This window comes from Desulfobulbus oralis (assembly GCF_002952055.1).
GTDB classification, from domain to species: domain Bacteria; phylum Desulfobacterota; class Desulfobulbia; order Desulfobulbales; family Desulfobulbaceae; genus Desulfobulbus; species Desulfobulbus oralis.
The window spans coordinates 119,353-145,542 of sequence record NZ_CP021255.1 but is presented as its reverse complement, the minus strand read 5'-3'; the positions used below and the strand labels follow the sequence as shown (position 1 = coordinate 145,542).

General features: G+C 63.0%; 24 protein-coding genes and 2 tRNA genes. 13 read left to right on the top strand and 13 right to left on the bottom strand.

Annotation, left to right across the window (positions count from 1 at the left end; translation table 11 throughout):
* Positions 1 to 22: 22 nt before the first annotated feature.
* A complete protein-coding gene (locus CAY53_RS00575; RefSeq protein WP_104935487.1) occupies positions 23 to 2,578 on the top strand; it encodes a DNA internalization-related competence protein ComEC/Rec2 in 2,556 nt (851 codons plus the stop codon).
* Here the strand turns inward: CAY53_RS00575 and CAY53_RS00570 are convergent.
* Together CAY53_RS00570 and CAY53_RS00565 are read right to left on the bottom strand one after the other, a co-directional pair.
* Entirely contained in the window at positions 2,575 to 3,093 is a 519-nt protein-coding gene (locus tag CAY53_RS00570) for a nitroreductase family protein (RefSeq protein WP_104935486.1), read from the bottom strand. The genes CAY53_RS00575 and CAY53_RS00570 overlap by 4 nt on opposite strands.
* 63 nt (positions 3,094 to 3,156) lie before the next feature.
* Positions 3,157 to 4,158 carry a 4Fe-4S binding protein gene (locus CAY53_RS00565; protein ID WP_104935485.1) on the bottom strand — a complete coding sequence of 334 codons (1,002 nt, stop codon included), beginning with the start codon at positions 4,156 to 4,158 and terminating at the stop codon, positions 3,157 to 3,159.
* 363 nt (positions 4,159 to 4,521) lie between these two features.
* On the opposite strand from CAY53_RS00565, the gene CAY53_RS00560 reads away from it, so the two are divergent.
* Entirely contained in the window at positions 4,522 to 4,983 is a 462-nt protein-coding gene (locus CAY53_RS00560) for a DIP1984 family protein (protein WP_104935484.1), read from the top strand.
* 271 nt (positions 4,984 to 5,254) lie between these two features.
* On the opposite strand, the gene CAY53_RS00555 is transcribed toward CAY53_RS00560, so the two are convergent.
* Positions 5,255 to 5,563 (bottom strand): HPF/RaiA family ribosome-associated protein, encoded by a 309-nt coding sequence (locus CAY53_RS00555; RefSeq protein WP_104935483.1) that lies wholly within the window; start codon positions 5,561 to 5,563, stop codon positions 5,255 to 5,257.
* A gap of 230 nt (positions 5,564 to 5,793) precedes the next feature.
* On the opposite strand from CAY53_RS00555, the gene hemH reads away from it, so the two are divergent.
* Positions 5,794 to 6,759 carry a ferrochelatase gene (gene hemH / locus CAY53_RS00550; RefSeq protein WP_104935482.1) on the top strand — a complete coding sequence of 322 codons (966 nt, stop codon included), beginning with the start codon at positions 5,794 to 5,796 and terminating at the stop codon, positions 6,757 to 6,759.
* Here hemH and CAY53_RS13645 read toward each other — a convergent pair.
* From CAY53_RS13645 to CAY53_RS00525, 6 genes are read right to left on the bottom strand one after another with little or no spacing between them, the layout of a single operon-like run.
* Positions 6,756 to 7,376, bottom strand: coding sequence for an FtsW/RodA/SpoVE family cell cycle protein (locus tag CAY53_RS13645; protein ID WP_281261033.1), 621 nt, complete (start codon positions 7,374 to 7,376; stop codon positions 6,756 to 6,758). The two genes, hemH and CAY53_RS13645, sit on opposite strands and share 4 nt — an antisense overlap.
* Before the next feature lie 41 nt (positions 7,377 to 7,417).
* Entirely contained in the window at positions 7,418 to 7,888 is a 471-nt protein-coding gene (locus CAY53_RS13640) for an FtsW/RodA/SpoVE family cell cycle protein (RefSeq protein ID WP_281261032.1), read from the bottom strand.
* An 11-nt stretch (positions 7,889 to 7,899) separates the two neighbouring features.
* Positions 7,900 to 9,942 (bottom strand): penicillin-binding protein 2, encoded by a 2,043-nt coding sequence (gene mrdA, locus CAY53_RS00540; protein WP_425430769.1) that lies wholly within the window; start codon positions 9,940 to 9,942, stop codon positions 7,900 to 7,902.
* Between the two features lie 18 nt (positions 9,943 to 9,960).
* On the bottom strand, positions 9,961 to 10,500 hold the full coding sequence (gene mreD, locus CAY53_RS00535; RefSeq protein ID WP_181040325.1) for a rod shape-determining protein MreD: 540 nt from the start codon (positions 10,498 to 10,500) through the stop codon (positions 9,961 to 9,963).
* Between the two features lie 54 nt (positions 10,501 to 10,554).
* Positions 10,555 to 11,439: a rod shape-determining protein MreC gene (gene mreC, locus CAY53_RS00530; RefSeq protein ID WP_104935480.1), complete on the bottom strand. Its 885-nt coding sequence runs from the start codon at positions 11,437 to 11,439 to the stop codon at positions 10,555 to 10,557.
* 55 nt (positions 11,440 to 11,494) lie between these two features.
* Entirely contained in the window at positions 11,495 to 12,532 is a 1,038-nt protein-coding gene (locus CAY53_RS00525) for a rod shape-determining protein (RefSeq protein ID WP_104935479.1), read from the bottom strand.
* A 227-nt stretch (positions 12,533 to 12,759) separates the two neighbouring features.
* Between CAY53_RS00525 and CAY53_RS00520 the strand changes: the two genes are divergently transcribed.
* Positions 12,760 to 12,835 (top strand) — tRNA-Ala (locus tag CAY53_RS00520).
* A gap of 396 nt (positions 12,836 to 13,231) precedes the next feature.
* Here the strand turns inward: CAY53_RS00520 and CAY53_RS00515 are convergent.
* The 4 genes from CAY53_RS00515 to CAY53_RS00500 all read right to left on the bottom strand — a co-directional run bounded on the left by CAY53_RS00515 (position 13,232) and on the right by CAY53_RS00500 (position 16,375).
* Positions 13,232 to 13,308, bottom strand: a tRNA-Met gene (locus tag CAY53_RS00515).
* A gap of 56 nt (positions 13,309 to 13,364) precedes the next feature.
* Positions 13,365 to 13,841, bottom strand: coding sequence for an acyl-CoA thioesterase (locus CAY53_RS00510; protein ID WP_104935478.1), 477 nt, complete (start codon positions 13,839 to 13,841; stop codon positions 13,365 to 13,367).
* Positions 13,838 to 15,061, bottom strand: coding sequence for a cofactor-independent phosphoglycerate mutase (locus CAY53_RS00505; RefSeq protein WP_104935477.1), 1,224 nt, complete (start codon positions 15,059 to 15,061; stop codon positions 13,838 to 13,840). Before CAY53_RS00505 ends, CAY53_RS00510 begins: the two co-directional genes overlap by 4 nt.
* Before the next feature lie 3 nt (positions 15,062 to 15,064).
* Positions 15,065 to 16,375: a homoserine dehydrogenase gene (locus tag CAY53_RS00500; RefSeq protein WP_104935476.1), complete on the bottom strand. Its 1,311-nt coding sequence runs from the start codon at positions 16,373 to 16,375 to the stop codon at positions 15,065 to 15,067.
* 345 nt (positions 16,376 to 16,720) lie between these two features.
* Here CAY53_RS00500 and CAY53_RS00495 point away from each other — a divergent pair, with 345 nt between their 5' ends.
* The 9 genes from CAY53_RS00495 (at position 16,721) to thiL (ending at position 26,178) form a co-directional block, all read left to right on the top strand.
* Complete coding sequence (locus CAY53_RS00495) at positions 16,721 to 17,395, top strand: adenylate kinase (protein WP_104937372.1); 675 nt, start codon at positions 16,721 to 16,723, stop codon at positions 17,393 to 17,395.
* Positions 17,396 to 17,477: 82 nt separating this feature from the next.
* Positions 17,478 to 18,071 (top strand): D-sedoheptulose-7-phosphate isomerase, encoded by a 594-nt coding sequence (locus CAY53_RS00490; protein ID WP_104935475.1) that lies wholly within the window; start codon positions 17,478 to 17,480, stop codon positions 18,069 to 18,071.
* Positions 18,068 to 19,027, top strand: a complete 960-nt coding sequence (locus tag CAY53_RS00485; protein WP_104935474.1) for a GSU2086 family protein — start codon at positions 18,068 to 18,070, stop codon at positions 19,025 to 19,027. The genes CAY53_RS00490 and CAY53_RS00485 overlap by 4 nt, the downstream gene beginning before the upstream one ends.
* Positions 19,024 to 19,965 carry a hydroxymethylbilane synthase gene (gene hemC / locus CAY53_RS00480; RefSeq protein WP_104935473.1) on the top strand — a complete coding sequence of 314 codons (942 nt, stop codon included), beginning with the start codon at positions 19,024 to 19,026 and terminating at the stop codon, positions 19,963 to 19,965. The genes CAY53_RS00485 and hemC overlap by 4 nt, the downstream gene beginning before the upstream one ends.
* Before the next feature lie 29 nt (positions 19,966 to 19,994).
* Positions 19,995 to 21,554 carry a uroporphyrinogen-III C-methyltransferase gene (gene cobA, locus CAY53_RS00475; protein WP_104935472.1) on the top strand — a complete coding sequence of 520 codons (1,560 nt, stop codon included), beginning with the start codon at positions 19,995 to 19,997 and terminating at the stop codon, positions 21,552 to 21,554.
* A 58-nt stretch (positions 21,555 to 21,612) separates the two neighbouring features.
* Positions 21,613 to 23,247 carry an FG-GAP repeat domain-containing protein gene (locus tag CAY53_RS00470; RefSeq protein ID WP_104935471.1) on the top strand — a complete coding sequence of 545 codons (1,635 nt, stop codon included), beginning with the start codon at positions 21,613 to 21,615 and terminating at the stop codon, positions 23,245 to 23,247.
* A 532-nt stretch (positions 23,248 to 23,779) separates the two neighbouring features.
* Positions 23,780 to 24,523 carry a tellurite resistance TerB family protein gene (locus tag CAY53_RS00465; protein ID WP_181040324.1) on the top strand — a complete coding sequence of 248 codons (744 nt, stop codon included), beginning with the start codon at positions 23,780 to 23,782 and terminating at the stop codon, positions 24,521 to 24,523.
* 267 nt (positions 24,524 to 24,790) lie between these two features.
* Positions 24,791 to 25,189 (top strand): fluoride efflux transporter CrcB, encoded by a 399-nt coding sequence (gene crcB / locus CAY53_RS00460; protein WP_104935469.1) that lies wholly within the window; start codon positions 24,791 to 24,793, stop codon positions 25,187 to 25,189.
* Positions 25,186 to 26,178, top strand: a complete 993-nt coding sequence (thiL, locus tag CAY53_RS00455) for a thiamine-phosphate kinase (protein ID WP_104935468.1) — start codon at positions 25,186 to 25,188, stop codon at positions 26,176 to 26,178. Before crcB ends, thiL begins: the two co-directional genes overlap by 4 nt.
* The last annotated feature ends 12 nt before the right edge of the window (positions 26,179 to 26,190 follow it).

Sequence of the window (26,190 nt, the reverse complement as noted above, 5' to 3'; positions counted from 1 at the left end):
GCAGCCCTGTTCCGGTGCACGCATGGCCTGGTGCCGTCATCATCTGCTGCCGCTTTTGAGTCTGGCCTTTATGCTGGGCATTGCGGCGGCGCAGCAACTGGCCCCGCGTCTGGCCCCAGACTCGCCGTTCATCGCGATTCTGCTGGCCGCCATCGCCCTCTGCCTGATCGCCCTGTTGTGCTGCTCTCCCAGGCGGGCCCTGGTCTGGGCCGGGCTGCCGCTTTTCTGCTGTACCGGTGCGCTGCACGGCTGGCAGGCCCTGCACGCGCCCGCCGGACCTGAGCGGGTGGCCGCGGCGCTGACGGAACGCAGCAAGGTGACGGTGCAGGGCCGCGTTCTGGATATGGTGAGCGGCGACGGCTCGCTCTCCCGTTGCACGCTCGGGGTGACAGGCCTTCTGATCCACGGCGTGGACGAGCGCTTCCGCCCCCTGTCCGGCAAGGTGGCCCTGCGGATGCGGGGCAAAATGCCCGGGACGGTGCAGGCGGGCGACCTGATTCTGGCCATGGGCTGGGCAGAACGACCGAAAGTCGAAGCCTTTTCCGTGCAGGCGCAGGATTTCGACGCCATCCTGTGGCTGAGCGCCCCGGCGGCACTGAAGCTGCTCCCGGAAAAGGCGCCCGGCCCGGCGCAGGGTCTGCGCTTTGCCGCGGAGCGCCTGCGCCAGCGCACGGCCCGTTTTCTGGAAGCCCGACTGGAGCCGGAAGTCGCGGCTGTGTATCAGGCGCTGCTGGTGGGGGCGCAGCAGAGTCTGTCCCCGGCGATGCTGGAACTTTTCAGGAACAGCGGCTGCCTGCATATTCTCGCCATCTCCGGGATGCATGTGGGGCTGGTGACGGCCATGGCGGCAGCGCTGGCCTACGGGCTTCTCAGGCGTTCCTCCCGGATTCTGTTGTCCGGTCATGCCCGCATGCTGGCCCTGGGCCTGAGCATGCCCCTGATCCTGTTCTACGCCTGTCTGGCCGGGCTGAATGTGCCGGTTGTGCGCGCCCTGATCACCACGCTGCTGGCGCTTGCAGCCCTCTTCCTGTACCGCCGCCGGATACAGTTGCATCTGGTGGCCGGGGCGGCGCTGGTCGTTCTGGCCCTGCAGCCGCTGGCCCTGTTTCGGGCTTCCTTCCAGCTTTCCTTTGCGGCAGTCGCCGCCCTGGTGCTGATCCTGCCGCGCCTGCCCTGCCTGCAGCCGCCGGAAGGGGCCGAGGACCCGGCAGAGCTGCCCGGGCCGGGACTCATGTCCCGCCGGCGCATCTGCTCAAGCCTGCGCCGGGCCGGCCTTTCCCTGCTCATGGTTTCCGTGGCCGCCACCCTGGGCACCGCACCTTTCATGCTGTACCACTTCAACCGCCTTTCCCTGGTCGGCCCGCTGATGAACCTGGCGATTGAACCGCTGCTCTGCCTTTGGGCCCTGCCCTGCGGTCTGGCGGGACTGGCACTCTTCCTGCTGCTGCCGGGCCTGCCCTGGCCGGCGCTCATGGCCCTGCGCCTGGGGGGCTGGGGCATCAAAACCGCGCTCTTTCTGCTGGAGGCAGCTACCCGTATTCCGCTGGCCTCATGCTGGACCATCACCCCACATCCCGTTGAAATAATAGTATATTTTATAGCAGTGGCCCTGTGGTTCCGGCTGCTGCCCGGCGGCAGGCTGCGGCGCACCGTGGCCGCCGTACTGAGCTGCGGCCTGCTCCTCTCCTTCACCGCCTCCCTGTGGCTGCACCCCGGAAAGCGTGAACTCAGGGTGAGCTATATTGACGTGGGTCAGGGCGCCAGCGCCCTGGTCTCCCTGCCGGACGGCCGGCATCTGCTCATCGACTGCGGCGGTTATAGGCAGGCCGGCTACGAGGTGGGCAGTCGCAGGGTCGCGCCCTTTCTCTGGCGGCGGCGCATCTGGCGGCTGGACGCGGCGCTGGCAAGCCACGCGGACAGTGATCACTACAGCGGTCTGCCCTTTGTGCTGGCGCGCTTCCGGCCGCAGGTGCTCTATGTGAATGTGAGCGAGAGGCCCGAAGCGGCCTATCGGGCCATGCTGGCGCAGGCCCGGGCTGCGGGGATCGCGGTGCGGCAGATCGCGGGCCGAGAGACTTTGGCAGCCGGGCCGGATTTTGTGCTGGAGGCTTTTGGCCTGGAAGCCCGGGAGGCGAGGCAGGTCAGCGAAAATGACCGCAGTCTCCTGGTGCGGCTGGCCCGGGGCCGGCGGGCCTTCCTGTTTCCCGGCGACATCGCGGCGGCCCGGGAGCGCCTTTTGTTGCGGGATCTGCCGCCAGCGCTCCTGCGTGCGGATGTGCTTATGGCCGGACATCACGGCAGCGGCGGGTCCACTACACCCCCTTTCTGCGGGCGGTCGCGCCCCGGGCCATTGTCGTCTCGGCCAGTGCCGCAAAAAAGGGCACTCATCCGGCGAGCAGCCATCTCGAAAGCTGGCAGCAGCAGGGGATTCTGGTTTTTGCCACCGCGGAAAGCGGCAGCATTACCGCCCGCACGGACGGCGAGCGCCTCTGCCTGGAGAGCGGCGGCCGTCAGCAGTGCCTTGAATAGAGCAAGACGCGGGGCACAGTCTTGGCCCCGCCCTGCCGCCTGGGGCTAGAACGTTTCGTACGCCACCGTTTCGGCAAGCGGCCGCCTTTTGGCGTGCATGGGCGAGGGCTGGGCCTCCGGGGCCGGGTGGCCGATCGGAAAGAGGGCCACCGGCTCGATGTGGGCCGGCAGTTTGAACTCCCGCCGGAACAGGACTGGATCAAAAAAGCCCAACCAGGTGCTGCCCAGACCCAGATTGTGCACAGCCAGCATGAGATGCGTGCCCACAATGGCCGCATCCACCACGGCGGAGTTGTCCTGGTCGTGGGGACGCACCCAGGCTTCTGCCGTGTTGGCGCAGACCGCGATGACCAGGGGCGCGTCAAAGCTGTACTTGGTGCAGGCCCGGAGTTTTTCGAGGCTCCCGGCGCTCCTGAGTACCAGGAGCCGCTGCGGCTGCTTGTTGACCGCGGTCGGCGCCAGCCGGGCCGCCTCCAGAATGCTTTGGAGCTCGGCATCCGTAACCGGCTCGGCCGTGAACCTGCGGACCGAATAGCGTTCCCGAATCAGTTGTGCAAATTCCATACAGCCTCCGTATATGCTGCCGGCGCTTGTGTCCGGTCTGTGTTTGGGGCGTTTGGGCCCGGGTCAATAGTGCTGGATGGCGGACAGGTTTTCGTGCAGGCTCCGCAAAAGCTCCAGTGGCACCTGGGATACCCAGTGGCCGCTCAGACGTGCCCAGAGCCAGAGCAGCAGGAGCAGGCCCACCGTTGCCGCGCCCATGAGCTGCCAGGGCAGGGGCCGGGGCCGTGGCGACAGATCCAGATGCAGGCTCAGGCAGCGCTGCGGGCAGACACTGGCGCATTCCTGGCAGCCGGTGCATTCCGTGCTGCAGACGCGCGTCTTCCGGTCAACGGCAATGCCCTGCGGGCAGGCCCGGCGGCAGCGGCCGCAGCCCGTGCAGGCGCCGGTTTCCCGTCGCATGGCCAAAGGCGACAGGAGCGAGATCAGGCCCAGCAGCGCGCCATAGGGGCAGAAGCAGCGGCACCAGAAGGAGGGCAGCACCAGACTGCCCAGGATGAGCAGGGCCAGCACGATGCAGACCGTGCGGTCGGGCGGCAGAAAAAAGAAGAGCATCTTGCTGTCTGCCGCGAGGTTGAAGGGTGCATTCAGGAAGGCCTCCAGCTCGGGCAGGCTCATACGCAGGGTCGCCTGCAGGAAAAAGGCCAGGAGCAGGTATTTGGGCAGGGCCAGCAGCCCGGTCAGCCAGGCGGGCGGGTTCCGGGTGAGTCCAAGCCGCTGTCCCAGGCGGAAGAGCCAGAAGGACAGCGTGCCGCCGGGGCAGATATAACCGCAGAAGCTCTTGCGCAGCAGCAGGGCCGTGAGCAGGGCGAAGAGGAAAATGGCGAGACCTGCCGGATGCACAGGGTCCCAGTTGCCGGTCAGGATCAGGCGCCTGAGGGCAAGCAGGGCGCTGATCGGCAGAAAGGCCTCCACCGCCGGCGGCCTGGGCACCAACAGCGGGCTTTTCCCCAGCAGCCAGGCTACAAACAGAGCGAACTGGAGGCCAAGCGCCACCGAAAAGACGAGGTACAGTATTTGAATGCCCCGGTGCAACCCGGACGGCGTTTTCAGCGTGTCCCGCAACATGTTTTGGAATATACCTGAATCCATAAAAAATGAGCAATGAAATATGCAGTACAGAGTCCGCTTGATGGGCCGAGGGCAGTCCTGTACATTGCTGGCCTGGGCGGCGGTTTTTTGGGTCGCACTTATGGCGGAATGGCAATACAGTGCGCCGCTGCCCGGAGGATGCAAGGGCACGGGGAAACCGGGCTCGCGCCTTTTCGTCGGGCCGCCGCGCTCGGGTACAGCGGAAGAGGCTGCTCTGGCCCCAAGCCCGCGCGCAGGGGGACAGGCCCGGCCTTTTGCGCAGACAGATGACCGCTGGCTCCCCTTTATGCAGCCCGACAGCGGGGTATGGCGCCTTGAACAATGCGGAGGAACATAGCAATGAAACTTGCAGAAGCTTTGATTTTGCGGGCGGACACGCAAAAGCGCATCGCCCAGTTGAAGGAGCGCTTACTCCTGAACGCCAAGGTGCAGGCCGGTGACCAGCCTGCAGAAAAACCCGAGTCCCTGCTTGCCGAGCTTGAGGAAGCAACCTGCCAGTTGATTGCGCTGATCTGCACCATCAACCGCGCCAACGCGGCTGCGCAGGTGGAGGGACGAAGCCTTGCCGATCTGCTTGCCGAGCGGGACGCGCGCATGGCCCAGGCTGCAATCCTGCGCGCCTTTCTTGCCGGGGCGGCGGCAAAAGTCGACCGCTATTCCCAGAAGGAAATCGCCCTGTTGAGCACCGTGGATGTGGCAGCGAAGCAAAAGGAAGTGGATGCGCTCGCCCGGAAGATCAGAAATATGGACCTCAAAGTCCAGGAAAAGAACTGGTTGACCGAAGTGCCGGATCTGCAATAAGGCGGGCGCCCGGGAGACCAGGAATTCCAGCCTGCGGGCGGGAGCGGATACGCAATCCGAGAGGCCAGGCAACTGGCGTGCCACGACTGCAACACGGAGCACTTGCCCACAACAAAGCTGCTCAGGACAGTCACAGGCGTACTGTCAAGGTCATGCTGACAACCAGCGCATCGGCCTGCCCCGCATGGCTGGTCCCACAGACAACAAAGCCCTGCCGGACCAACCAGGCAGGGCATGCAGGGCCATGCGACTTTGCTGCAGGAGCCTGCCGTCAGGCCCGGTAATCCTGCTTTTTCTGCACAAAATCTTTCAACTGCGCCCCCAGAACGTCGAAGCCCTCCACCAAAAGCGGGCGTACCTTTTCGCCCTCGCGCTTGACCACCACCGTGTCGCCGGGGACGGCCGCCACCAGCGAAACGGCATAGCCCCCCCCCTTGTGGCCCGGAGTCGCCTCGATGGTCACCCGCAGGTGCAACACCAGGTTGGCATAGTGGCGGATCAGTTTGGCCTTTTCCTCCTCGATTTTCTCCTGCCAGTTGTCGCGCATTTCGAGATTTTTCGCTTCGACCTTCAGTTCCATACACGACCTCCAAATCGTCAGACAGTGGTCAACGGCGCCATGCCGTTGTCAGAAAGATGACCGTTTTCCCAAACCGCGTACCGTACAGAACGGCTTTCAAGAAATCAGCGGAAAAAAGAGTGGAAATATATTAGGAAGTTGACGGTCTGATTTCGATTATAAAGGCAGCACCGGGAAAAGCAAGCAGAGCCTGCATCTTCCGGCAGCGGCCCAGGAACTCTGGAGTTTCCATGACAGATCTGCATACGGCAACCGGGGTGTTGCTGCTCAATCTGGGGGGGCCGGAAAAACCCGATGACATCCGGCCCTTTCTTTTCAACATCTTCTCCGACCGGCAGATCATCCGGCTGGGCCCGGCCTTTTTGCAGCCACTCATCGCCTGGCTGATTGCCAGAGGCCGTGCCCCCAAAAGTGCGGCCAACTATGCCCGCATCGGCGGCGGTTCTCCCATTCTGGCCCTGACCAGGGCCCAGGCCCGGGCGCTGGAAGCCCGCTTGGCCGCGCATGGCCGTTACCTCGTGCGGCCCTGCATGCGCTACTGGCACCCATGCGCCGAGGAAGCGATCTCCGAGCTGCGGGCGGCCGGTGTGCAGCGGCTTGTCGCCCTGCCCCTCTATCCGCAATACTGCAGTGCCAGCACCGGTTCCTCGCTCCTGGCCCTGGAACGTGCCCTGCAAGACGGTCCCGCCCTGCCGCTGACCGTGATCAGAGCCTGGCCGGATCAGCCGGAATACGTGAGCGCGCTGGCCAGACGGGTGCAGGAGGGTCTGGCCAGTTTTGCCGCTCTGGGCGGCAAAACGCGGCTCCTGTACAGCGCCCACAATCTGCCGAAACGCCTGGTGGATGAAGGCGATCCCTATGTGGGCGATCTTGGGAAGACGATTGCCGCCCTGGAGCAACAGACCGGCCAGCGGGGCGAACTCTGTTTTCAGAGCCGGAGTGGCCCGGTGGCCTGGTTTTCGCCTTCAACGCCCGAAGCCATTGAAAAAGCGGCGGCAGAGGGTGTGAACAACCTTTTGCTGCTGCCGATTTCCTTTGTCTCCGACCACGTGGAAACCCTGGTGGAGCTGGACATGGAGTACCGGAAACTGGCCGAGGGTCTGGGCATGCGCTACACCCTGGCCAGAGCCCTGAATGATGACCCGCTCTTCATCGAGGCCCTGGCCAGACTGGTGCTGGCAGCGGAGACAGCCTAGCGAACCCCGCGGTTGTAGTTTATGGCGTTGCTCTGCATGCGGATATTCATCAGAATGCCGATGGCCGCCATATTGGTCAGCATGGAGGAACCGCCATAACTGAACAGGGGCAGGGGGACACCGACCACGGGCAGAAAGCCCAGAATCATGAGCAGATTGATGACCGCCTGCCAGAAGATGAGCGCCACACAGCCAAAGGCCATGATGGCGCCCAGCCGGTCACGGGCGGTCATGGCAACATACGCGCCCCAGCCCATCATGAAGAAGTAGCAGGCCAGAAAGAAGAGCGAGCCGGCAAAGCCCCACTCCTCGCCCCATACCGCAAAGGCGAAGTCCGTGTGGCGCTCCGGCAGAAAATGGAGATGCCCCTGGGTGCCTTCCATGAAGCCCTTGCCAAAAAGCTTGCCACTGCCCACCGCGATCTTGGACTGCAAAATCTGATAGCCGTGATTGGCCGGATCGGCCTCCGGATTGAGAAAGGTTTCGATACGCTTGCGCTGGTAGGGCTTGAGCAGAAATTTCCAGCCGATAAACACGCAGGATATGGCCAGACCCGCCAGGGTGCTCAGGGTAAGCCAGCGCAGACGCACAAAAAGCGTCATGGAAATGAAAACCACGGCGACAATGAGCGCGGTCCCCAGGTCGGGCTGGATGAGGATCAGGGCAAAGGGGGGAGCACCAGAATCATGGGCCTGATCATGTCGCGAAGCCGGTAGCCGCCGCTCACCGAGGGGCCTGTGGCATAGCAGCAGGTGAGGACCAGAATCATCACGAGCTTGGCCGGTTCCGAGGGCTGCAGGTTGAAAAATCCCAGGTCGATCCAGCGCTGGGCTCCGGCCACGCTGTCCACAAATATTCTGGTGTAGATCAAAAGCAGCAGGATAATCACATACAGAATCCAGCCAGCCTTGGCGATGTGCTGATACTCAACGAGCTGGAGTGCGAGGATCAGGCCCAGGCCGGCACAGAAGAAGACCAACTGTTTCAGGAAGAGCGAAGAGGCTCCGACATCGCCCCCGGCGTAGCTGGAACTGTAGAGATTGGTCAGCGCCATGGCCGACACCAGCACCACCAGCATCAGCATGACCCAGTCGAACTGCTTGAAAAATTGGCTGTCTATCGACGTCATGAACCTGTGCCCTAAAATTGAAGGGGTGTGCCCATGCTTGGCGCAGCCGGCGCCACCCCGTTCTCGTCATCATGCCCGTGCTCATCCTCTTCGTCCCCATCCTCCAGGACGTCTGGCACCTGAAGCTGTTCCAGCTTCTCGTTGAAATAGCGGGTCATGATTTTGGCGGCAATCGGCGCCGAGGCCGAGCCGCCGTGCAGGCCGTGCTCGACCAGCACGGTCACCGCAATCTCCGGATTGGAGGCCGGGGCGAAGCAGGTGAACCAGGCATGATCCCGGTACTTGTAGGGGATATCCTGTTCCTTCAGATGCTGGTACTGCTTGATGCGTACCACCTGGGCCGTACCGGTCTTGCCGCCCACCTGAATGCCCTGGGTCTCGACCTGGGCCCGGCGGCCCGTGCCGCGCCGGCCGTTGACCGCTTCCACCATGCCGTCGCGGATCAGTTTCAGGTTGCGGCCCTGATTGGTAAAACGATGCAGCACCTCGGGCTGGAAGCTCTGGGCCACGGTGCCGTCCGGATAAAAGGCCTTTTCCACCAGGGCGGGCCTGTAGATCGTGCCGCCATTGGCAATGGCTGCGGTCATCACGGCCAACTGCAGCGGCGTCACCAGATTGTAGCCCTGACCAATGGCAACCGAGAGCGTTTCGCCCTCATGCCATTTGGCATCGCGGGGGTAACGCTGGCGTTTCCAGTCGGTCGAGGGCACGATACCCGCCTTTTCGTGCTCCATTTCCACGCCGGTCAGTCTGCCAAAGCCGAAGAGCTTTGAGTACTTCGCCAGCCGGTCTACGCCCAGCTTCTGCCCGGTTATGTAGAAATACACGTCGCAGGACTCGGCGACAGCCCGTTTCATGTTGACCGAGCCGTGGCCGGCATGCCGCCAGCAGCGGTAGGTGCGATTGCCGAAGCGGTGGAAGCCCGGACAGAAAAAGGTCGTGTCCGGCGTGATCACCCCCTCGGCCAGACCGGCCAGCGCGGTCACGGGTTTGAAGGTGGACCCCGGCGGATACTGGCCCTGCACGACCTTGTTCACCAGGGGATGCAGGGGATTGTCCAGCATGGCCTTCCAGTTGGCTTTGGAAATGCCGCCAACGAAGTCCTGCAGATGCAGCGGCGGCGAACTGGCGGAGACCAGAAGGCGGCCGGTATTGACCTCGATCGCCACCACCGCGCCCGCAAATTTGTTGTTGGCCAGCTCTTCCTCCGCGATCTTTTGCAGATCGACATCGATGGTCAGTTGCAGGTTCCTGCCCGGCACCGGCGCCTCGCCCTTGAGCGGCTTCTGCTCGAAGCCCAGGGCATTGACTTCCATGTAGTCACGGCCCTTGATGCCGCTCAGATCGTCCTCGCGCAGCCGCTCCAGACCGGCCTTGCCGATGAGATCGCCCCCATGGTAGCGGCTCCTGTCCATGCGATCCAGCTCGTCCTTGCTGATCTCCCCCAGATAACCGATCAGATGCGAGGCCAGGTCGCCGTAATGGTAGACCCGCAGCGGCACGACCTCGATGCTGACCTCCGGCAGATACATCTTGTTGACTTCAATCTGCCGCACCTTGTCCCAGGAGATGTCCTCCGCCAGTCTGACCGGCAGATGGCCGGGCTGCCCCACCATTTTCCGGATTTTTTCCAGCAGGACCCCTGGATCCTCGTCCAGAACCCGGCTCAGGGTCTTCAACCACTCCTCGTCCAGCCGGTTGCTCGTGCGCAGCCAGATCACGTTGAACGAGGGCCGGTTGGTCACCATCTCGCGACCCTTGCGATCCAGAATATTGCCGCGCGGGGCCATGATTTCCAGATAGCGCACCCGGTTGGAGTCCGCCAGTTTGTCATAGTCTGTGCCCTGCTTTATCTGCAAAAAATAAAGCCTGGCCATGATGACGATAAAGGCCGCCAGAATGCAGCCCATGGCATACAGGCCCTTCTGGGTCTGCGTCTTCAGTTCGTCGCTGTCCTGCGGCGCCATCAGGGGCACCACACCCTCGTCGTAGCTGTTGTCCCGATGGGGCAGGCTGCCGGGGCGGCGTCGGTTTGATCTGCGCAAGGTATGCACTCCTTCAATTGGGCCGGTTCAGGTCTGCCGCCGGCGCGCATTGTCGCGCACCTTCAGGCGCTTCCAGGGCATGACCGCATTCGCGGCATAGCTGTAGACCATGTTCTGAAGCCGAAAGACAGGCCAGACAAAGACCGCCAGTGTCAGGGTGCGCAGGCCCATTTTCCACCAGCTCCACGGTGCCAGCTGGTCTGGATAGACAAAATCAAAGACCGCGTACACCAGGCCGGAAAGCACAAAAAAACAAAGCGAAATCAGCGGAATGGAATAGAAGTAGTCTTTGAACGCGCCTTTGCCGGCAAAGAGACGCATCACCGCATAACCGGCAAAGCACAGGCAGGTGGACATGCCCAACATGGTGCCAACCAGCACATCCAGCATCAGACCAAGCAGGTAAATCAGTATCAGGGCCTGAAACACGGTAAAGCGGCTGGCCAGATAAGCCACGAAAATAAAATAGAAATCCGGTGCAAAGGCCCAGAGAGGGCTGGGCATCAGCAGCGTGGTTTGCAGAATGACCAAAAGCGCGCCAAGTATCAGGAAGCAGAGAAAGATCATGGCTGCCTTGTACTCCACCGGGCCAAGCAGGCCGGAGCACCGGGCCGGGCCCGCTCAGGGGCGCCCCGGCTGGTCAAGAATTTCATTGAGGTCATTTTTCCTGATGACGAGCAGGTGCTCTATTGTCTGATAGTCCACCGCAGGCTTGACCTCGATCTCATGAAACATGCCCTGGGGCTGGCGGGAAACCCTGGACACCTCGCCCACCGGAATCCCTGTGGGAAAGACGCCGCCATAGCCGGCTGTCACCACCTTTTCCTTCGGTTTCACCTCGACATTCGTCAAAATATACTCCAGCCGGTAGGTCATGTTGCCGGTGCCTTTCAGAATGCCGCGCACCCGCGAGCCCTGAAGCATGACATCGATGGCGCTGGAAGGCGCGATGGCCAGCAGGACTTTCGAATAGTTCGGCGAGGTGGTGAAAATCTGACCAACCACACCTTCGCTGCACACCACCGGGCAGCCCTTGGTGATGCCGCTGTTGGCACCCTGATCGATAATCACTGAACGGTCGAAGGGCGAGGGATCCTTGCCCACGATGGTGGCGGCCACGCTGGGCTGCTCGGTCGAGTTTTTGAAGTCCAGGAGTTTTCGCAGGCTGGCATTGGTGGCCATGGCCTCGCGGCTTTTGTTCAGCAGGGCTTCGGTTTCCTGCAACTGCTGGGTCAGGCGTTTCTTTTCTTCATTGAGCTTGAAAAAATTCTGGATGCTGTCGATGTAGTCGTGCTTGATCGAGCCCAGAGCCGAGCCGGTGCGGGTCACGGTTTTCTGCACCGGACCGACTATTTCCATCATAATCTTGTGGAAGGGACCGAACTGCCGGGAGCCAAAGGTCGTGACCAGAAAAAAGACGCCCAGCACCAGCAACAGCACGGACACAGCCAGAACGCGCAGGTGATGGGCCCTGCTGTCGCGCTTTTTGTGCAGTTGTTTACGCATGGCTTGGGCTCAACGAGTAGCTGTCCGCAGGAAGAAGCGGGAGCGGCGAACAGGCTCAGTCAATGGCTATTTCCCTGAGGATGTCGATTCGGTCCAGGGCCTTGCCCGAGCCCAGCACCACCGAAGAAAGCGGATCCTCGGAGATGATGATCGGCATGCCAGTTTCGTTGCTCAGGCGCTTGTCGAGATTTTTCAAAAGCGCCCCACCCCCGGTGAGTACGATTCCGTGATCCACAATATCGGCGGCCAGCTCGGGCGGTGTGGCTTCCAGGGCGGCCTTGGTCGCCTCCACAATCACATCGACCTGCTCGGCAATGGCGTTTTGGATTTCCTTGGCGGTAATGGTGATGGTCTTGGGTATGCCGGCCACCAGATCACGACCCTTGATCTCCATGCTGGCATAGGGTTCCTCGGGCAGGACATCGCCGATGGAGGTCTTGATCTCTTCCGCCGTGCGCTCGCCTATGGCCAGGTTGTGCTTGCGCTTGATGTACTGCAAAATGGCCTCGTCCATCTTGTCGCCGGCCATGCGCACCGACCTGGAGTACACGATGCCGGTCAGGGAGATGACCGCGACTTCGGTGGTGCCGCCGCCGATATCGACCACCATGTTGGCGGTCGGTTCCGTGATGGGCAGGCCGGCGCCAATGGCAGCGGCCATGGGCTCTTCCACCAAGAAAACGTCGCTCGCGCCCACGGATTCGGCAGTATCCCGCACCGCCCGCTTCTCCACCTGGGTGATGCCGGATGGCACGGAGATAACGATGCGGGGGTGCACCAGATGACGGCGGTTATGCACCTTGTTGATAAAATAGCGAAGCATGGCTTCAGTGACCTCAAAGTCAGCGATCACGCCATCCTTCATGGGCCGGATAGCCATGATGTTGCCAGGAGTGCGACCGAGCATTTCTTTGGCCTCGCCACCCACGGCCAAAACCTTGCTGCCGCGCACATCCTTGCGCACCGCCACCACCGAGGGCTCCCGCAAAACAATGCCCCTGCCCTTGACATATACCACGGTATTGGCTGTACCGAGATCAATGGCCATGTCTTTGGAGAACCAGCCATAAAGTGGGTTTCGAAATGGAAACATCAGAATTCACCAGGCAATTGAAGCCCCCTTGCAAAAAAGGGGAGATTTGCCGGGTCAGGCCTTTTCGGAACCAGCTTGACCCTATTGAACCCGGCAGCAAGCGAGTGACTCTACCAAGAACATTGCCGATTGGCAACATCAATACCGGATCCGGAAAAAGAAAGAGAAAAACTTGACAGCCAGACTTTGGGATGGTATCAGAATGCCAATTTTCCCGCACAAGAGAAGGGGCTATAGCTCAGCTGGGAGAGCGCTTGAATGGCATTCAAGAGGTCGTCGGTTCGATCCCGATTAGCTCCACCAATAAAAACAAGGGTTTACGGTTTTTAACCGTAAGCCCTTGTTTTGTTCCAGCGCCCTTTGAAAAAATGGTTGCCTGCCGGCAAGGGCAGGCAACGGTGTGAACGGCCCGCCACTCCCCCGCCCGCTTCAAACTTTTTGCCCCGGCGGGCAGGCTTGGCAATGGCTGCAGAAAAAAAGCGCCCATTAGCTTCGCGGTGCGCATTGCGGCCAAAGCCATGGCATCAAAGAAGCAGACGTTTTGCCGGGCAGACGCTCTGCATGCCCGGTTTTGCCAAAGTCGAGCAGAACATCTGAACCGATCACAGCTTGGGCCGGCAGTCGCCCTCATGCGCCTGCCGGGATCTGGCAAAGAAAAAAGGACCTGCAGAGTTCAGTCCGCAAGTCCTTAGAATGTACTGGTAGCGGGGAGAGGAATTGAACCTCTGACCTTCGGGTTATGAGCCCGACGAGCTACCAGACTGCTCCACCCCGCATCACAAAGGGCAAGTATACCAGGAGATGCCGTGATGTCAAGGGATTTGCAGAGTTTTTATGGGGTTGTTGACGCGGGGCTCTGCCTTTGCCGCTCCAGAATGGGGGCGATGGCATCTCGAATCACCTGGGGGAAGGCGCTCAGCGCGCCCTTGCGATCCACACAGGCGTGCGCGGTGAAGCCCCTGGTCAGAAGCGTCGTTCCGCCGTCGCGCTCTCTGCGGCTGATCTGGTAGTGGAAGCGGCAGGTCAGGCGGTTGGCCCCGGCCAGCGCGACCGCGATTTCGACCAGGTCATCATAGCGGGCCGAAGCCTTGAAGCGCAGATAGCTCTCGGTGACAGGCAGCACGCAGCCCAATGCCTCCATCTCCCGGTAGGACATGGCCCAGGCGCGCATCATTTCGGTGCGGCCGATTTCAAAGAGCCGCAGATAGTTGGCGTTGTACATGACGCCGGCAGCGTCGGTGTCGCCGTAAATGACCCGGTACGTGGTGGTAAAAATCGGCTCCACAAGAGCCATTGCGAGTTTGTTCACCGCCTTTGCTCCACAAAGTAGCGGAAGAAGTCGGCGCCGCTGGCAAAGCGCCTGCCGCTTTTTTCCACAGCCCTGGCCGCGTTCGCCTCGGTGTAGGCCAGCCCATCCGTGGCCCGGCTTCTGGAATCGTAGAGCAGCATGGGCACCGGCCAGCTCACGTGCGTGCGCAGATGCAGCGGCGTGTAGTGGTCCATCGTCGCCACCAGCCGGAACGGTTCGCCGCGGCGTTCCATACCCTCCACAATGGGCCGCACGATTTTGGCGTCGTAGTCGGCCACCGCCTGCATTTTTTCGGCAGCCAGACCCTGATGTCCGCATTCGTCCGGCGCCTCCACATGCACAGCCACAAAATCGGCCTCTTCAAGAATCTCCAGCGCGGCCGCCGCCTTGCCCGCATAGTTGGTATCCAGATAACCGGTCGCCCCGGGCACATCCACCACCTGGAGCCCGCTCAGCTTGCCGATGCCCTTCAGCAGGTCCACGGCGGAGACCATGCCGCCCCGGAGGCCGCAGCGCTCCGCAAAGGTATCCATGCGGGGCCTTTTGCCTTCGCCCCAGAGCCAGAAGAAATTGGCCGGCCTTTTGCCGGCTGCCTGCCGTTTTTGGTTCACCGGCTGTGCCGCCAGAATTTCCGGCCCCCTGGCATAGAGCGCGGCCAGCGCTGGCACCTTGGCGTATTCGGCGAAGAAAGCGGATACATCCCTGCCGCAGTGGTCATGGGGCGGAGTTGTTGTGAAATCCCTGGGCAGCGGCGTGTTGTGCAGCGCCAGCAGGTGCCGGTAGCCCACGCCCGGATGCAGGGTCAGGGCCGGGTTGCCGCAGGCCGCCTGCAGGGCCAGAATCAACTCCCGGGCCTCGGCGGTCGTGATGTGGCCGGCACTGTAGTCCACCATGAGCATCCGCTCGCCCTGACGCTGGATATTGATCAGATTGCAGCGGAAGTCGATGTCCGTATCGGCCTGGGCAATGCCCATGCTGGCCGCCTCCAGGGGTGCGCGGCCGGTGTACACCTCGGAAGGCTGATAGCCCAGGAGTGCCAGATTCGCCACATCGCTGCCCGGCGGCAGGCCCTCGGGCACGGTCTGCACCATGAGCAGTTCGCCCGCCCTGGCCAGCCGGTCCAGCGTGGGGGTGGGCGCGGCCTCCAGAGGCGTTCTGCCCCCCAGGGCTGCCACCGGCACGTCGCCCATGCCGTCGCCAATCAGCAGAATGTATTTCATGGGTCACTGTTCTTGCTCGAGGATGCGGATCTTCACCACCGGAGCGAGCACGGCATCCAGCTTGCCGATGCGGGTCAGGGCCTGCTCCACGTCGGATTCCCTGGCCGCATGGGTGAGAATCACGAGCGGCACCGCCGCTTCTTGGCCCCTGCGGCCCTTCTGGATGACCGAGGCAATGCTGATGCCCTGTGCACTCAGGACGCCGGCAATGCTTGCCAGCACGCCTGGCTCGTCTTTCACCGTAAAACGGAAATAGTAGGGCCCAAAAAGCTCGTCCATGCCGGTGATGCGGCGCGGTGCAAACTGGGAAAGCTGGTAGGAGAGCGGCGGCACCCGGCCCACGGAATTGCAGGCGATGTCGCGCGCAATGTCCACCACATCGGCGGCCACCGCGCTGCCGGTCGGCATCTTGCCCGCACCCAGGCCGCAGAGCAGGATGTCGCCCACGCAGTCGCCCTTGAACTGGATGGCGTTATAGGCGCCGTTGATGCTGGCCAGCAGCTTGTCCCCCGGCACCATGGTGGGATGCACCCTCGCTTCCACGTGCTCGCCGTGGTTGCGGCTAATGGCCAGCAGCTTGATGCGAAAGCCGAATTCCCGCGCCATTTCGATGTCCACCGGCTCGATGTTCCGGATGCCTTCGGTGCTGATTTCCCGGTTCGTGATGTGGATGCCATAGGCCATGCTCATCAGAATGGCCAGCTTGTGGGCCGTGTCGATGCCGTCCACGTCGTAGCTCGGGTCGGCCTCGGCAAAGCCCAGTTTCTGCGCCTCGGCCAGCACCTCGGCAAAGGGAATGCCCTCGTCGGTCATGCGGCTTAAGATGTAGTTGGCCGTGCCGTTCATGATGCCGCTGATGGCCAGAATGCGGTTTGCGACCAGGCCTTCGCGCAGCGCCTTGATGACGGGAATGCCGCCGCCCACGCTGGCCTCGAAGCCCACGGCCACACCCTTTTCGGCGGCTTTCCGGAAGATTTCCGAGCCCGTCTGGGCCAGAAGCGCCTTGTTGGCCGTGACCACGTGTTTGCCGGCGGCAATGGCCTCCAGGAGAAAAGTCTTGGCCGGCTCCATGCCGCCGATCAGTTCGACCACGATGTCGATTTCCGGATCGGCAAGAATATCCCTGGCATCCTGGGTCAGATGGATGTGCTCAAGATGGGCGGGCAGCGCCCTGGCACGTGTGTCGGCAATGGTTTTGATGCCGATTTTCATGCCGGTGCGCTTGGTCAGCCTGTTTTCCTGCGAGTGCAGCGTTTCCGCAAGTCCCTGGCCCACGGTGCCAAAACCGATCAGTCCTACCTTGATGTCTTGCATAGTGCTCCCGTTCATAACGGTATAAAAGCTGATTGACTGCAACATATGCCCGCTTTTCTACCTGCTTTGCGAGCTCTTGTCAAAAGATACGCGGACGGGCGCCCCGGTCTGGGCGGATACGGCGCCTTTTGGCATGAGTCTGCTGGCAAGATCGGGACAGGGACACGGCAGCGTGGCCGCCAAGGCGCAGCCTGCCTGGGAGATCGGCGCGTCCCATGTAGCGGTTGCCCGGAACTTTTTCAATTTTCGTGACAGATGTCAAAAAAGCCGGTTATAGTCGGGGCCAACTTGTTTTTCACCTTTACCGGCGGCCAATCCGCCATCTCTCAACATGCAAGGAGCGGCATGAATATTCTGATCTTTGGACCGAACGGCAGCGGCAAGGGCACCCAGGGCGCGATTCTGAAAGAGAAGTACGGCATGGACCACATCGAGTCCGGCGCCATTTTCAGAAGTCACATCAAGGGCGGCACGGAGCTGGGCAAAAAGGCCAAGGCCTATATCGATCGCGGCGACCTGGTGCCGGACGACATCACCATCCCGATGGTTTTGGAAACGCTCGCGAAATCCAAGGATAAAGGCTGGCTCCTGGACGGCTTTCCCCGTTCTCTGGCCCAGGCCGAGGCGCTGGACAAGGCCCTGGAGAGTTCCGGCATGCGGCTCGACTATGTGGTCGAAATCGTTCTGGAGCGCAAAATCGCCCGGGATCGCATTATGGGCCGCCGCCTCTGCGTCAACGACAACAATCACCCGAATCATATCGCCATCGACGCCATCAGGCCGGCGGAGAAGGACGGCAAGCTGGTTTGCCGGGTCTGCGGCGGCGAGCTGAGCACCCGTGCCGACGATCAGGACGAGGCGGCCATCAACAAGCGTCATGACATCTACTATGACGACAAGACCGGCACCATGGCGGCGGTCGACTATTTCAAGAAAAAGGGCAATGTCAAGGTGATTTCCGTGGACGGCTCCGTGCCGATCCAGGAGGTGACCGGGCTGATTCTCAAACAGTTGGCCTGAGACCTTTGCCACGTCGACAGCGCCTTGACCCTGTTGGCCTGATCCGGGCTCCCGGGCAGGGCGCTTTTTCATGGGATTGACAATGGATGCAGTCTCCCTGATTCGTACAAGGCTCCGTGCCTCCGTGGCGGCCAAGGAAGATTTCGTGGCGGCGCAGGCTGCCGATTTGCAGCGGCTCGCGACCATGATGCGGCAGAGCCTCGAAGCCGGCGGCAAGATGCTCGTCTTCGGCAATGGCGGCAGCGCGGCGGATGCCCAGCACTTTGCGGCGGAGTTTGTGAATCGCTTCCTTCTGAACCGGCGGCCGCTCGCGGCGCTGGCGCTGACCACCGATTCCTCGGTCCTCACGGCCATTGCCAACGATTTCGCCTTTGAAGACGTGTTTGCCAGGCAGATCGAGGCTCTGGGCAAAAAGGCGGATCTGGCCCTGGCCATTTCCACCTCCGGCAATTCGGAGAATGTGCTTCGGGGGGTGCTGGCGGCGCGCCGGATCGGGATGCCCTGCGCGGCACTCACCGGCGGCCTGAAAAGCCCGGGCGGCAGACTGGCGCCACTCTGTGATCTGGTACTGAACGTGCCCTGCGAGGCCACGCCGCAGATTCAGGAATGCCATCTCTTTATTGAACACCTGCTGTGTGAGCTGGTGGAGCGGGCCCTGTGCGCGGAGCCGGCATGAGTCGATATTCCGTAGAACCGCTGGATTTTTCCGCGCTGCACACCTATTCCCTCCACGATCGGCCGTCCAAGCTCGGCGTGGCCGATTTTGCCAGGGCCCCGCAAGCAGGCATGACGATGCGCGAGTGGATGGCGGCCCTGCCACGGCAGCTTGCGGGCAGGGATTTTCCGGAGCTGGTGCATCGCCTGGTCGAAGCCAAACGGCACCAGCGGCCGATTCTCGTGGGCCTGGGCGCGCATGTGATCAAGGTCGGCCTGAACCCGGTGCTGATCGGCCTGATGCAGGCCGGACTGATCGACGCGCTCGCCCTGAACGGCGCGGGCATCATTCACGATGCAGAACTCGCCATGGCGGGCAAAACCTCGGAAGACGTGGCTGCGGTCCTGGGTTCGGGCGCCTTTGGCGCGGCCGCGGAAACCGGAGCGCTTTTGAATGGGGCCATCGTGGATGCGGCCCGGAGGGGTGTGGGCATTGGCCAGGGCGTGGGCGAAATGCTGCTGGCCCACGCTTTCCCCTACAACGGCTCCAGCCTGCTGGCCACAGCGGCCCGCCTGAATATTCCAGTCACCGTGCACGTGGCTGTGGGCACGGACATCATTCATATTCATCCCGGGGCGGACGGCGCGGCCATAGGCCAGGCGAGCCTTCACGATTTTCGGCTCTTTTGCAGGCTGGCGAGCGGCCTGGAAGGCGGGGCCTACCTCAATTTCGGTTCGGCCGTGCTCCTGCCGGAGGTTTTTCTGAAGGCCCTGACCGTGGTGCGCAATCTGGGTTATGAGGTCCGGCACTTTACGACGGCCAACTTCGATTTCATGCGGCAATACCGGCCTGCCGTCAACGTGGTGCAGCGGCCTACACAGGAAGGTGGTCGCGGTTTTCACTTCACAGGCCATCACGAGCTGATGCTGCCCCTGCTGGCGGCGGCGCTGATGGATGCCATGGAGGCGGGGTCATGAGCAGGCCGCAAAGGATACGCATCGGCACACGGGCCAGCCAGCTCGCGCTGGTACAGGCCGAGTGGGTGGGCGGCAGGATTCGGGAGCTGGTGCCGGAGGCGGACGTGGAGCTGGTGCGCATCAGCACCAAAGGCGACCGCATTCTGGATGTGCCCCTGGCCAGGGTGGGCGGCAAGGGCCTTTTCGTCAAGGAAATCGAGGAAGCGCTGCTGGATGGGCGCATTGATCTGGCAGTGCATTCCATGAAGGATGTGCCTGCGGTGCTGCCGGCGGCGCTGCACATCGCTGTGGTGCCGGAGCGGGAAGTGCCGCAGGACGCCTTTGTGTCGCGGAAATTCGCCGGGCTGGACGAGCTGCCCCGGGGCGCGACGCTGGGTACCTCCAGCCTGCGGCGCAAGGCCCAGTTGCTGGCGCTCAGGCCCGATCTGGACCTGCGGGATTTGCGCGGCAATGTGGGCACGCGCCTGCAGAAGCTGGACCGCGGCGACTTTGACGCCATCATGCTGGCTGCCGCCGGGCTCAGGAGATTGGGACTGGAGGCGCGCATCACGGCCAACATGGCGCCTGAAACCATGTTGCCTGCCGTGGGGCAGGGCGCCCTGGGCATTGAGATGAGGCGCTCGGATGCCGTGCTCCTGGAGCGGATTCTGCCATTGCACCATGCCGAAACCGCCGTCACGGTTGCGGCGGAACGAGCCTTCCTGACCCGGCTCGAAGGCGGCTGTCAGGTGCCGATCGGCGCCTACGCCACCCTGCATGCCGGGCGGGTCGAGCTGAGCGGCCTCATCGCCACGGCGGATGGCAAGACCGTTTTGCGGGAAACCCGCTCCTCGGCACGCTCCGGGGCCGAAAACCTGGGCCGCGAGCTGGCTGAAGCGCTTTTGGCCCGGGGCGGCAGGGCCATTCTCGAAGCGGTGTATCAAGGCCCCTTATCCTGATTTCTTCTGCGATCTGGAGGATCGATCCCATGCAGCATGAGGGCAAGGTGTATCTGGTTGGCGCGGGCCCGGGCGATCCGGGTTTGCTGACCCTGCGCGGCAGGGAACTCCTGCAACAGGCCGAGGTCGTGGTCTATGACTATCTCGCCAACGCGAAGCTCCTGCGCCACGCGCCCAAAGACTGCATTCGGATCTATGTGGGCAAAAAGGGCGGCGGTCTGCATGCCTGCACCCAGGAGCACATCAACAGGCTGTTGGTCGAGCATGCCAGGGCCGGCAGGACGGTGGTGCGGCTCAAGGGCGGCGATCCCTTCATCTTTGGCCGGGGCGGCGAGGAGATAGAGGAACTGGCGGCCTATGGCATAGCCTTCGAGGCCGTGCCCGGCGTGACCGCCGCTTCCGCGGCCGCCACCTACACCGGCATTCCCATCACGCACCGGAGGTATACCGCCTCCGTGGCCTTCATCACCGGCCACGAAGACCCGGACAAGCCCCTTTCCAACATCGACTGGAACAAACTGGCCACCGGCGCAGGCACCCTGGTCATCTATATGGGCATCAAGAATCTGCCCGATATCGCCCAGAAGCTGATGGCCGCCGGGCGCAGGCCGGAAACCCCGGCAGCCGTGGTGCGCTGGGCCTCCATGCCACAGCAGGAATCGGTCATCGGCACCCTGGCCGACATCGGCGATCGGGTGCGGGCGGCGGCCATCAAACCGCCTGCGCTCGTTATTGTGGGCGAGGTGGTGCAGGCGCGGGGCTGCATCAACTGGTTTGAAAAGCGGCCGCTCTTTGGCCGGCGCATCGTGGTGACCCGCACCCGGGAGCAGGCGAGCGCCCTGGTGAGCCAGCTCGAAAATCTGGGTGCGGATTGCCTGGAATGCCCGACCATCGAGGTGCGCGAGCTGGCGGATTACAGTCAGCTTGACGCGGCCCTGGAGCGGCTGGCCGATTTTGACTGGCTGCTTTTCACCAGCCCGAATACGGTGCAGCATTTCTTCCGCCGCCTGCAGCAGGCGGGGCAGGACAGCCGCGCCCTGTACGGCCTGCGCATCGCCGCGGTGGGCTCCTCCACGGCAAAGGCGCTCCGGCCTTTCGGGCTCCGGGCCGATTTCCTGCCGGAAAAATACACGGGCGAGGCGCTGGCCGAGGCCCTGATTGCCAGCGGCTTTGCCCAGGGCCAGCGTTTTCTGCTGCCGCAGGCTGCGCAGGCCGGCAAAATCCTGCCGGACAAGCTGCGTGCCGCCGGCGCGACGGTCATGGTCGTGCCGGCCTACGAAACCGTGCCGGCCACGGAAGCCGGCGCGGAACTGCAGGCCGCGCTGGATGCGGGAGCGGTCGATTGCATCACCTTCACCAGCTCCTCCACGGTGCGCAACTGCTTTGCCCTTTTGGCCTGCGAAAACGAAGCGGCCCTGCGGCAGGCGCTGGCTCGGGTCAGGCTCGCGGCCATCGGCCCGGTGACGGCCAAAACCATTGCCGAATACGGCCTCCCGGTCGCCATCATGCCGGAACGCCATACCATTGCTGATCTGGTGAGCGCTCTGCTGCACCATTTTACGCGGGAAAGCCCGGCGGCGCGGGTCTGAGCCTGCAGGGGCCTGGGCTGTTTTTTGTGAAATTATCCATGAGGCTGCAGTGAACCATATGTGCCTGCTGTTCTCCGGCCCTGTCCGGACACTTTTGGGCGTTTTGCTTTGCATTGGACTCTGTGCGGCGCCGGCACCGGCCGCCCAGCTTGCCCAGGATGCCCCAAAACGGGTGCTTGTTTTGCCCTTCAGCGTGCAGACTCCAAATGCGCCCGCCCATCTGCAAAGCGGGCTGGCGAGCGTTCTGGCCAGCCGGCTTGCCGCCCATGCCGGCATTGTCGCCACTGCCCAGGACCGCATCGCCAAACAGGTGCAACAGGCCCTGAAAAACCGGAATTTCACCGCGGTCGGCTCCTTGCTGGCCGATTCCGGCGCGGATTATCTGGTGATCAGCACCCTGGGCCCGGGCGCCACCCGGCAGGACGAGGTGGCGAGTTATCTCTTTGCCCGTGGCGGCGCTGCGCCTAAAAAGCTGAGCCGGCTGTTGGCCGACGTCAATGACCCGCTGGCAGCGGTGGAGGAGCTGGCCGCCGACATCGGCTCCGTTATCGAAGGCCGGCCCGGGGCGGGGGCAAGCCCCGAAGCCGCCCCCCCTGTCAGCGACAATCCGGAACGGGCCTGGCGCAGGGGCATGCTGGCAGACTCCATGGCCGGTCTTTCGAATCAGAGCGGCGGCTACCAGCTCGTGGAGAGCCTGCGCGGCCTGCCGATCGGGCTGGAAACGCTGGATTTCAACATCGGCGATGTGGACGGCGACGGCGAACAGGATCTGGTCATCCTGGCCCGGAAAAGCCTCGAAGTCTATCGTTATGACCAGGGGCGCTTTACGCGCAAATTCTCCCAGCCTCTGCCGGGCTATCTGCACTATCTGGCCCTCTCTCTGGTGGATGCCAACAAAAACGGGGTGCCGGAGCTGTACGTGGGCGCCAGCAACGGCAATCTGGCCTCCTCTGCCATCTGGGAATGGCAAGACGGCAAACTGCTGTGTCTGGAAGACCGGATACCCTATTATCTGAACGCCATTGCCATGCCCGACGGCAGCGCCATGCTGCTGGGCCAGACGCCGCCTCCGGGAAGAGCGGCTGGCGGCGCCATCGCCCTCATGCGCTACGAAAAGAACGGGCTTGCGCCCAGCGGCCGCAATCTGCCGCTGCCCATGGGCTACAATGTCTACGACATAGCGCCGGTGGATCTGGACGGCGACGGCAAGCTGGAGATTGTGGCCATCAACGGCAGGAACCGCCTGCAGGTCTTCAAGGGTGGCGAGCTGGTCTGGACCAGTGCGGATGAATACGGCGCCAGCCGCCACTTTTACGGCACCGTTTCGGCCGTGGCCAAGGCGGAGACCGAGCCCGACTACCTGCATACCAGGATCGTCGTTGCCGATCCGGATCAGGACGGCGTGCCGGAAGTGGTGGTCGGCAAGAACAAGGTGGTCACAGTGCCGTATCTGACCAGTATCCGCTACTTTGACGGCAGCTCGCTCTCCGCTCTCAGATGGGAGGGCAATGGCCTGCGCGTGCTTTGGGAAACCCGGCCCGTGCCCGGCTACACCGCGGGCTACCAGGTGCTGCCCGACAGGAGCGGTCCCCAGCGCGTGCAGCTCTTTGTTGCCGAAACCGACAATGTGTCGCCTCTGCAGCTCTGGAGTAGCCCCAAAACCACGCTGCACCGCCTGGTGCTGGCGCAATAGAGCTTGTTCGATCAGGGCCTTGCCGGCAGGGGCAGAGCCTGAAGCCGCTCAGTGTTGCGCGCCTTTTGGCACTTCTGCTGTTGGCCTTGCGCCACCGGGCAGGGGCGGTGCAGGCGCCGGCCAGAGGCCGGGCTGCCATACTCGGGTGAGGACAACGAATCTCCGCTGTGTCTGCAAAGTATCTGACCCGACTCGTTGAAGCGGCCGGGTAAAGGAAAAAGAGAAAGGTCTGGGCAAGCTTTTCACAATGTGCGGCCACTCTGCGCTGCTCCTTGCCTTTACTGAGAAAGTATTCAAAGGGGGCCTGGCTCGCAGCAGGCAGATGATTGCACATGCATGCCTCTTTATCCTTGCCTGGACCGCCACCTTGGGCTGAAGCCTGGGGCAGCGGGCGCTTTTCGACCCAGTCAGGACCTTGCGAAGCGGCCCATTCATGATAACAAAAGAGGGAACTCCGCATGGCGGCAGGGTCTGGCCGTCGCGATCCGCGTGCAACTGGCCAGGCGATTCTATTTCTTGGAGGAGAGGCATCATGGGACTTTTTGACATTCTGGAAAACAAGGAATTTGGTGACAAACTCAGGGCGCTGACGGAAAAGGTCAGGACAGGAGCCCAGGAACTCGGCCAAAAGACGCCGGAAGCCTGGCGGGAGCAGTTGCAGACTCTGAGCGAAAAGGCCAAAACCGGCGTTCAGGAGCTTGGCCAGAAGGCCCCGGCCGGAATGGGCGGGCTGGTAGGCGCCGGCATTCTGGGCGCGGTTTTGGGCACAGTGCTGCCCAAAGGGGCGGTGAAGACCGCCGGGCTGGCCGGGCTGGGGGCGGTTGCCTGGAATTTTTACCAGAAATGGATGGATCAGCAGGCAGCAGCCCGGCAGGGCTCTGCGCAGGGCAGCATTGCCATGGATGATCCGGCCGCGCAACTGCTGATTCAGGCCATGGTTTTTGCCGCCAGGGCTGATGGCCGCATTGATGCCAGCGAGCAGGGGCGCATAGCCGCCTTGCTGCAGCACATGTATCCCGGCCGGGACACGAGTGCCATGCAGCAGGCATGGACCGAAGCGGCCGTCGACCCGGCTGCCCTGGCCAAAAACGTGCAGTCCCAGGAGCAGGGCGAGGATGTCTACCGCCTGTCCTGTCTGATCATCGATGCGGATGTGGACGCGGAGCGCCACTACCTGCAAGATCTGGCCCTGGCCCTGGGCATCGACGAGCAGCGCCGGGCCGCCCTGGAGCGGGAAGCGGATGCGGCCCGGCAAAAGCTGGCGGCACAGGGCTGAACTCGTTCGCCCGGGCTCCTGGTGCAGCAGGGCCGCTGCCCTCCACGGGAAGCGGTCTCGCTCTTGGTGGCCCTGCCTGCCACCGGGCCCGCCCATCCTGGCACGCTGCTTCGAGCGCTGCGGTCGGCAGGCCCCAAAGCCGCTCGGGGGCGACCGGATCAACCGGCCGCCCTTGGTTCACCCCCTTGAAGCGGGGCAGGCGCGGGCTGAAATGCACGGCGCTCAAGACGCTGCCGGATGAACACACGGTCAAGGAGTTCCGGGGACATGGGAAAAGCACTCGCAGCCCTTGCTGTCATCAGCCTTGGGGCCTCCTGCGGCGCGGTACTCCGCTGGCTTCTGGGCCGGGCCCTGAACAGCCTGTTTCCGGCCATTCCTCCGGGCACGCTCCTGGCCAACTGCCTGGGCGCTTACCTCATTGGCATGGCCTCCGCCTTTTTTGCCCTGCACCCGAGCCTGGCGCCGGAATGGCGGCTGGCCATTATCACCGGCTTTCTGGGCGGACTGACGACCTTTTCCACCTTTGCCATTGAAATCGTCGCCCTGCTGCAAAGCGGCCGGCTGGCCCTGGCTGCGGTCGCCATTGCACTGCACGTGGGCGCTGCGCTCGGCATGACCGTGTTGGGCCTTTTGACGGTGGCTCTGGGGCGGGGGACGCTGCCATGAACGAGCGTGAGTATATCCGGAGTCTTGCCGTCCAGAGCACTTGCCCGGACATCCTCAGGGGCATGGGCGACGACTGCGCGGTCATCGGCAAGGGCAGCGGGCTGGTGCAGCTTTTGAGCCTGGACACGATGGTGGAGGGAGTGCATTTTGACCGCTCTTTCCATCCGCCCGACCTGCTGGGGCGGAAGCTCGTGAGCGTGAATGTCAGCGACATCGCGGCCATGGGCGGCAGGCCCACATTGCTTTTGCTCTCTTCTGGCCTGCCGCCGGGTTTTGACGAGGCCTGGGTCCTGGCCTTCAATCGGGGTTTGCATGCGGCCTGCCGGGACTACGGCTGCACCCTGGTGGGCGGCGATACCGTGGCCAGCCCCGGAGGCTTTTGCTTCAGTCTGACGATCTTGGGAGAAATGGCGGCCGGCGAGGTGCTGTACCGGAGCGGCGCTCAACAGGGCGATGCCCTGTATGTGAGCGGGAATCTGGGCTTTGCCGCTGCCGGGCTGGCGCTGTTGCAGGCGGATCGGGCCGGTTGCGCGCCGGACTTCGCCCCGCTTGTGGACAGGCATTTGAATCCGGAAGCGCGGGTCGCTTTGGGACAGCAGCTTGCGGCAAGCGGGCTCGTGCATGCCATGATGGACAGCTCGGATGGCCCGGCCAGCGACGTGGCCCAGCTCTGCGCTGCCTCGGGTCTGGGAGCGCGGATTTTCGCCGATCGCCTGCCTGCCTCAAACATCCTGACCGAGGCTGCCCGACTCCTTGATGCCAACCCTCAGGACTGGATGCTGAAGGGTGGCGAGGACTTTGAACTCCTCTTCACCGCCGCTCCGGAGCACGACACGGCGCTGCGGGCCATTGCCCGGAAATGCGGCCTGAGACTGACTCCCATAGGCTGCATGGATGCCGGCGCCGGCCTCCGGCTTGTGGCCGGGGATGGCCGGGACTCGCCGCTTGACTACCAGGGCTACGAACATTTTTGCGAGCCCGGGTTGTGAAGCTGGTGCCGG

Bases quoted from the DNA above. Each gene is read 5' to 3' on its own strand.
- mreC (WP_104935480.1), bottom strand. From the start codon at position 11,439: ATGCGTAAACAACTGCACAAAAAGCGCGACAGCAGGGCCCATCACCTG.
- CAY53_RS00490 (WP_104935475.1), top strand. From the start codon at position 17,478: ATGGATGCAGTCTCCCTGATTCGTACAAGGCTCCGTGCCTCCGTGGCG.
- CAY53_RS00500 (WP_104935476.1), bottom strand. From the start codon at position 16,375: ATGCAAGACATCAAGGTAGGACTGATCGGTTTTGGCACCGTGGGCCAG.
- CAY53_RS00465 (WP_181040324.1), top strand. From the start codon at position 23,780: ATGGGACTTTTTGACATTCTGGAAAACAAGGAATTTGGTGACAAACTC.
- CAY53_RS00555 (WP_104935483.1), bottom strand. From the start codon at position 5,563: ATGGAACTGAAGGTCGAAGCGAAAAATCTCGAAATGCGCGACAACTGG.
- mreD (WP_181040325.1), bottom strand. From the start codon at position 10,500: ATGATCTTTCTCTGCTTCCTGATACTTGGCGCGCTTTTGGTCATTCTG.
- CAY53_RS00495 (WP_104937372.1), top strand. From the start codon at position 16,721: ATGAATATTCTGATCTTTGGACCGAACGGCAGCGGCAAGGGCACCCAG.
- CAY53_RS00575 (WP_104935487.1), top strand. From the start codon at position 23: ATGGCCTGGTGCCGTCATCATCTGCTGCCGCTTTTGAGTCTGGCCTTT.
- thiL (WP_104935468.1), top strand. From the start codon at position 25,186: ATGAACGAGCGTGAGTATATCCGGAGTCTTGCCGTCCAGAGCACTTGC.
- CAY53_RS00560 (WP_104935484.1), top strand. From the start codon at position 4,522: ATGAAACTTGCAGAAGCTTTGATTTTGCGGGCGGACACGCAAAAGCGC.
- CAY53_RS00505 (WP_104935477.1), bottom strand. From the start codon at position 15,061: ATGAAATACATTCTGCTGATTGGCGACGGCATGGGCGACGTGCCGGTG.
- CAY53_RS00485 (WP_104935474.1), top strand. From the start codon at position 18,068: ATGAGTCGATATTCCGTAGAACCGCTGGATTTTTCCGCGCTGCACACC.
- CAY53_RS13640 (WP_281261032.1), bottom strand. From the start codon at position 7,888: ATGACGTCGATAGACAGCCAATTTTTCAAGCAGTTCGACTGGGTCATG.
- cobA (WP_104935472.1), top strand. From the start codon at position 19,995: ATGCAGCATGAGGGCAAGGTGTATCTGGTTGGCGCGGGCCCGGGCGAT.
- hemH (WP_104935482.1), top strand. From the start codon at position 5,794: ATGACAGATCTGCATACGGCAACCGGGGTGTTGCTGCTCAATCTGGGG.
- crcB (WP_104935469.1), top strand. From the start codon at position 24,791: ATGGGAAAAGCACTCGCAGCCCTTGCTGTCATCAGCCTTGGGGCCTCC.
- CAY53_RS00570 (WP_104935486.1), bottom strand. From the start codon at position 3,093: ATGGAATTTGCACAACTGATTCGGGAACGCTATTCGGTCCGCAGGTTC.
- CAY53_RS00470 (WP_104935471.1), top strand. From the start codon at position 21,613: ATGTGCCTGCTGTTCTCCGGCCCTGTCCGGACACTTTTGGGCGTTTTG.
- hemC (WP_104935473.1), top strand. From the start codon at position 19,024: ATGAGCAGGCCGCAAAGGATACGCATCGGCACACGGGCCAGCCAGCTC.
- CAY53_RS00565 (WP_104935485.1), bottom strand. From the start codon at position 4,158: ATGTTGCGGGACACGCTGAAAACGCCGTCCGGGTTGCACCGGGGCATT.
- CAY53_RS00525 (WP_104935479.1), bottom strand. From the start codon at position 12,532: ATGTTTCCATTTCGAAACCCACTTTATGGCTGGTTCTCCAAAGACATG.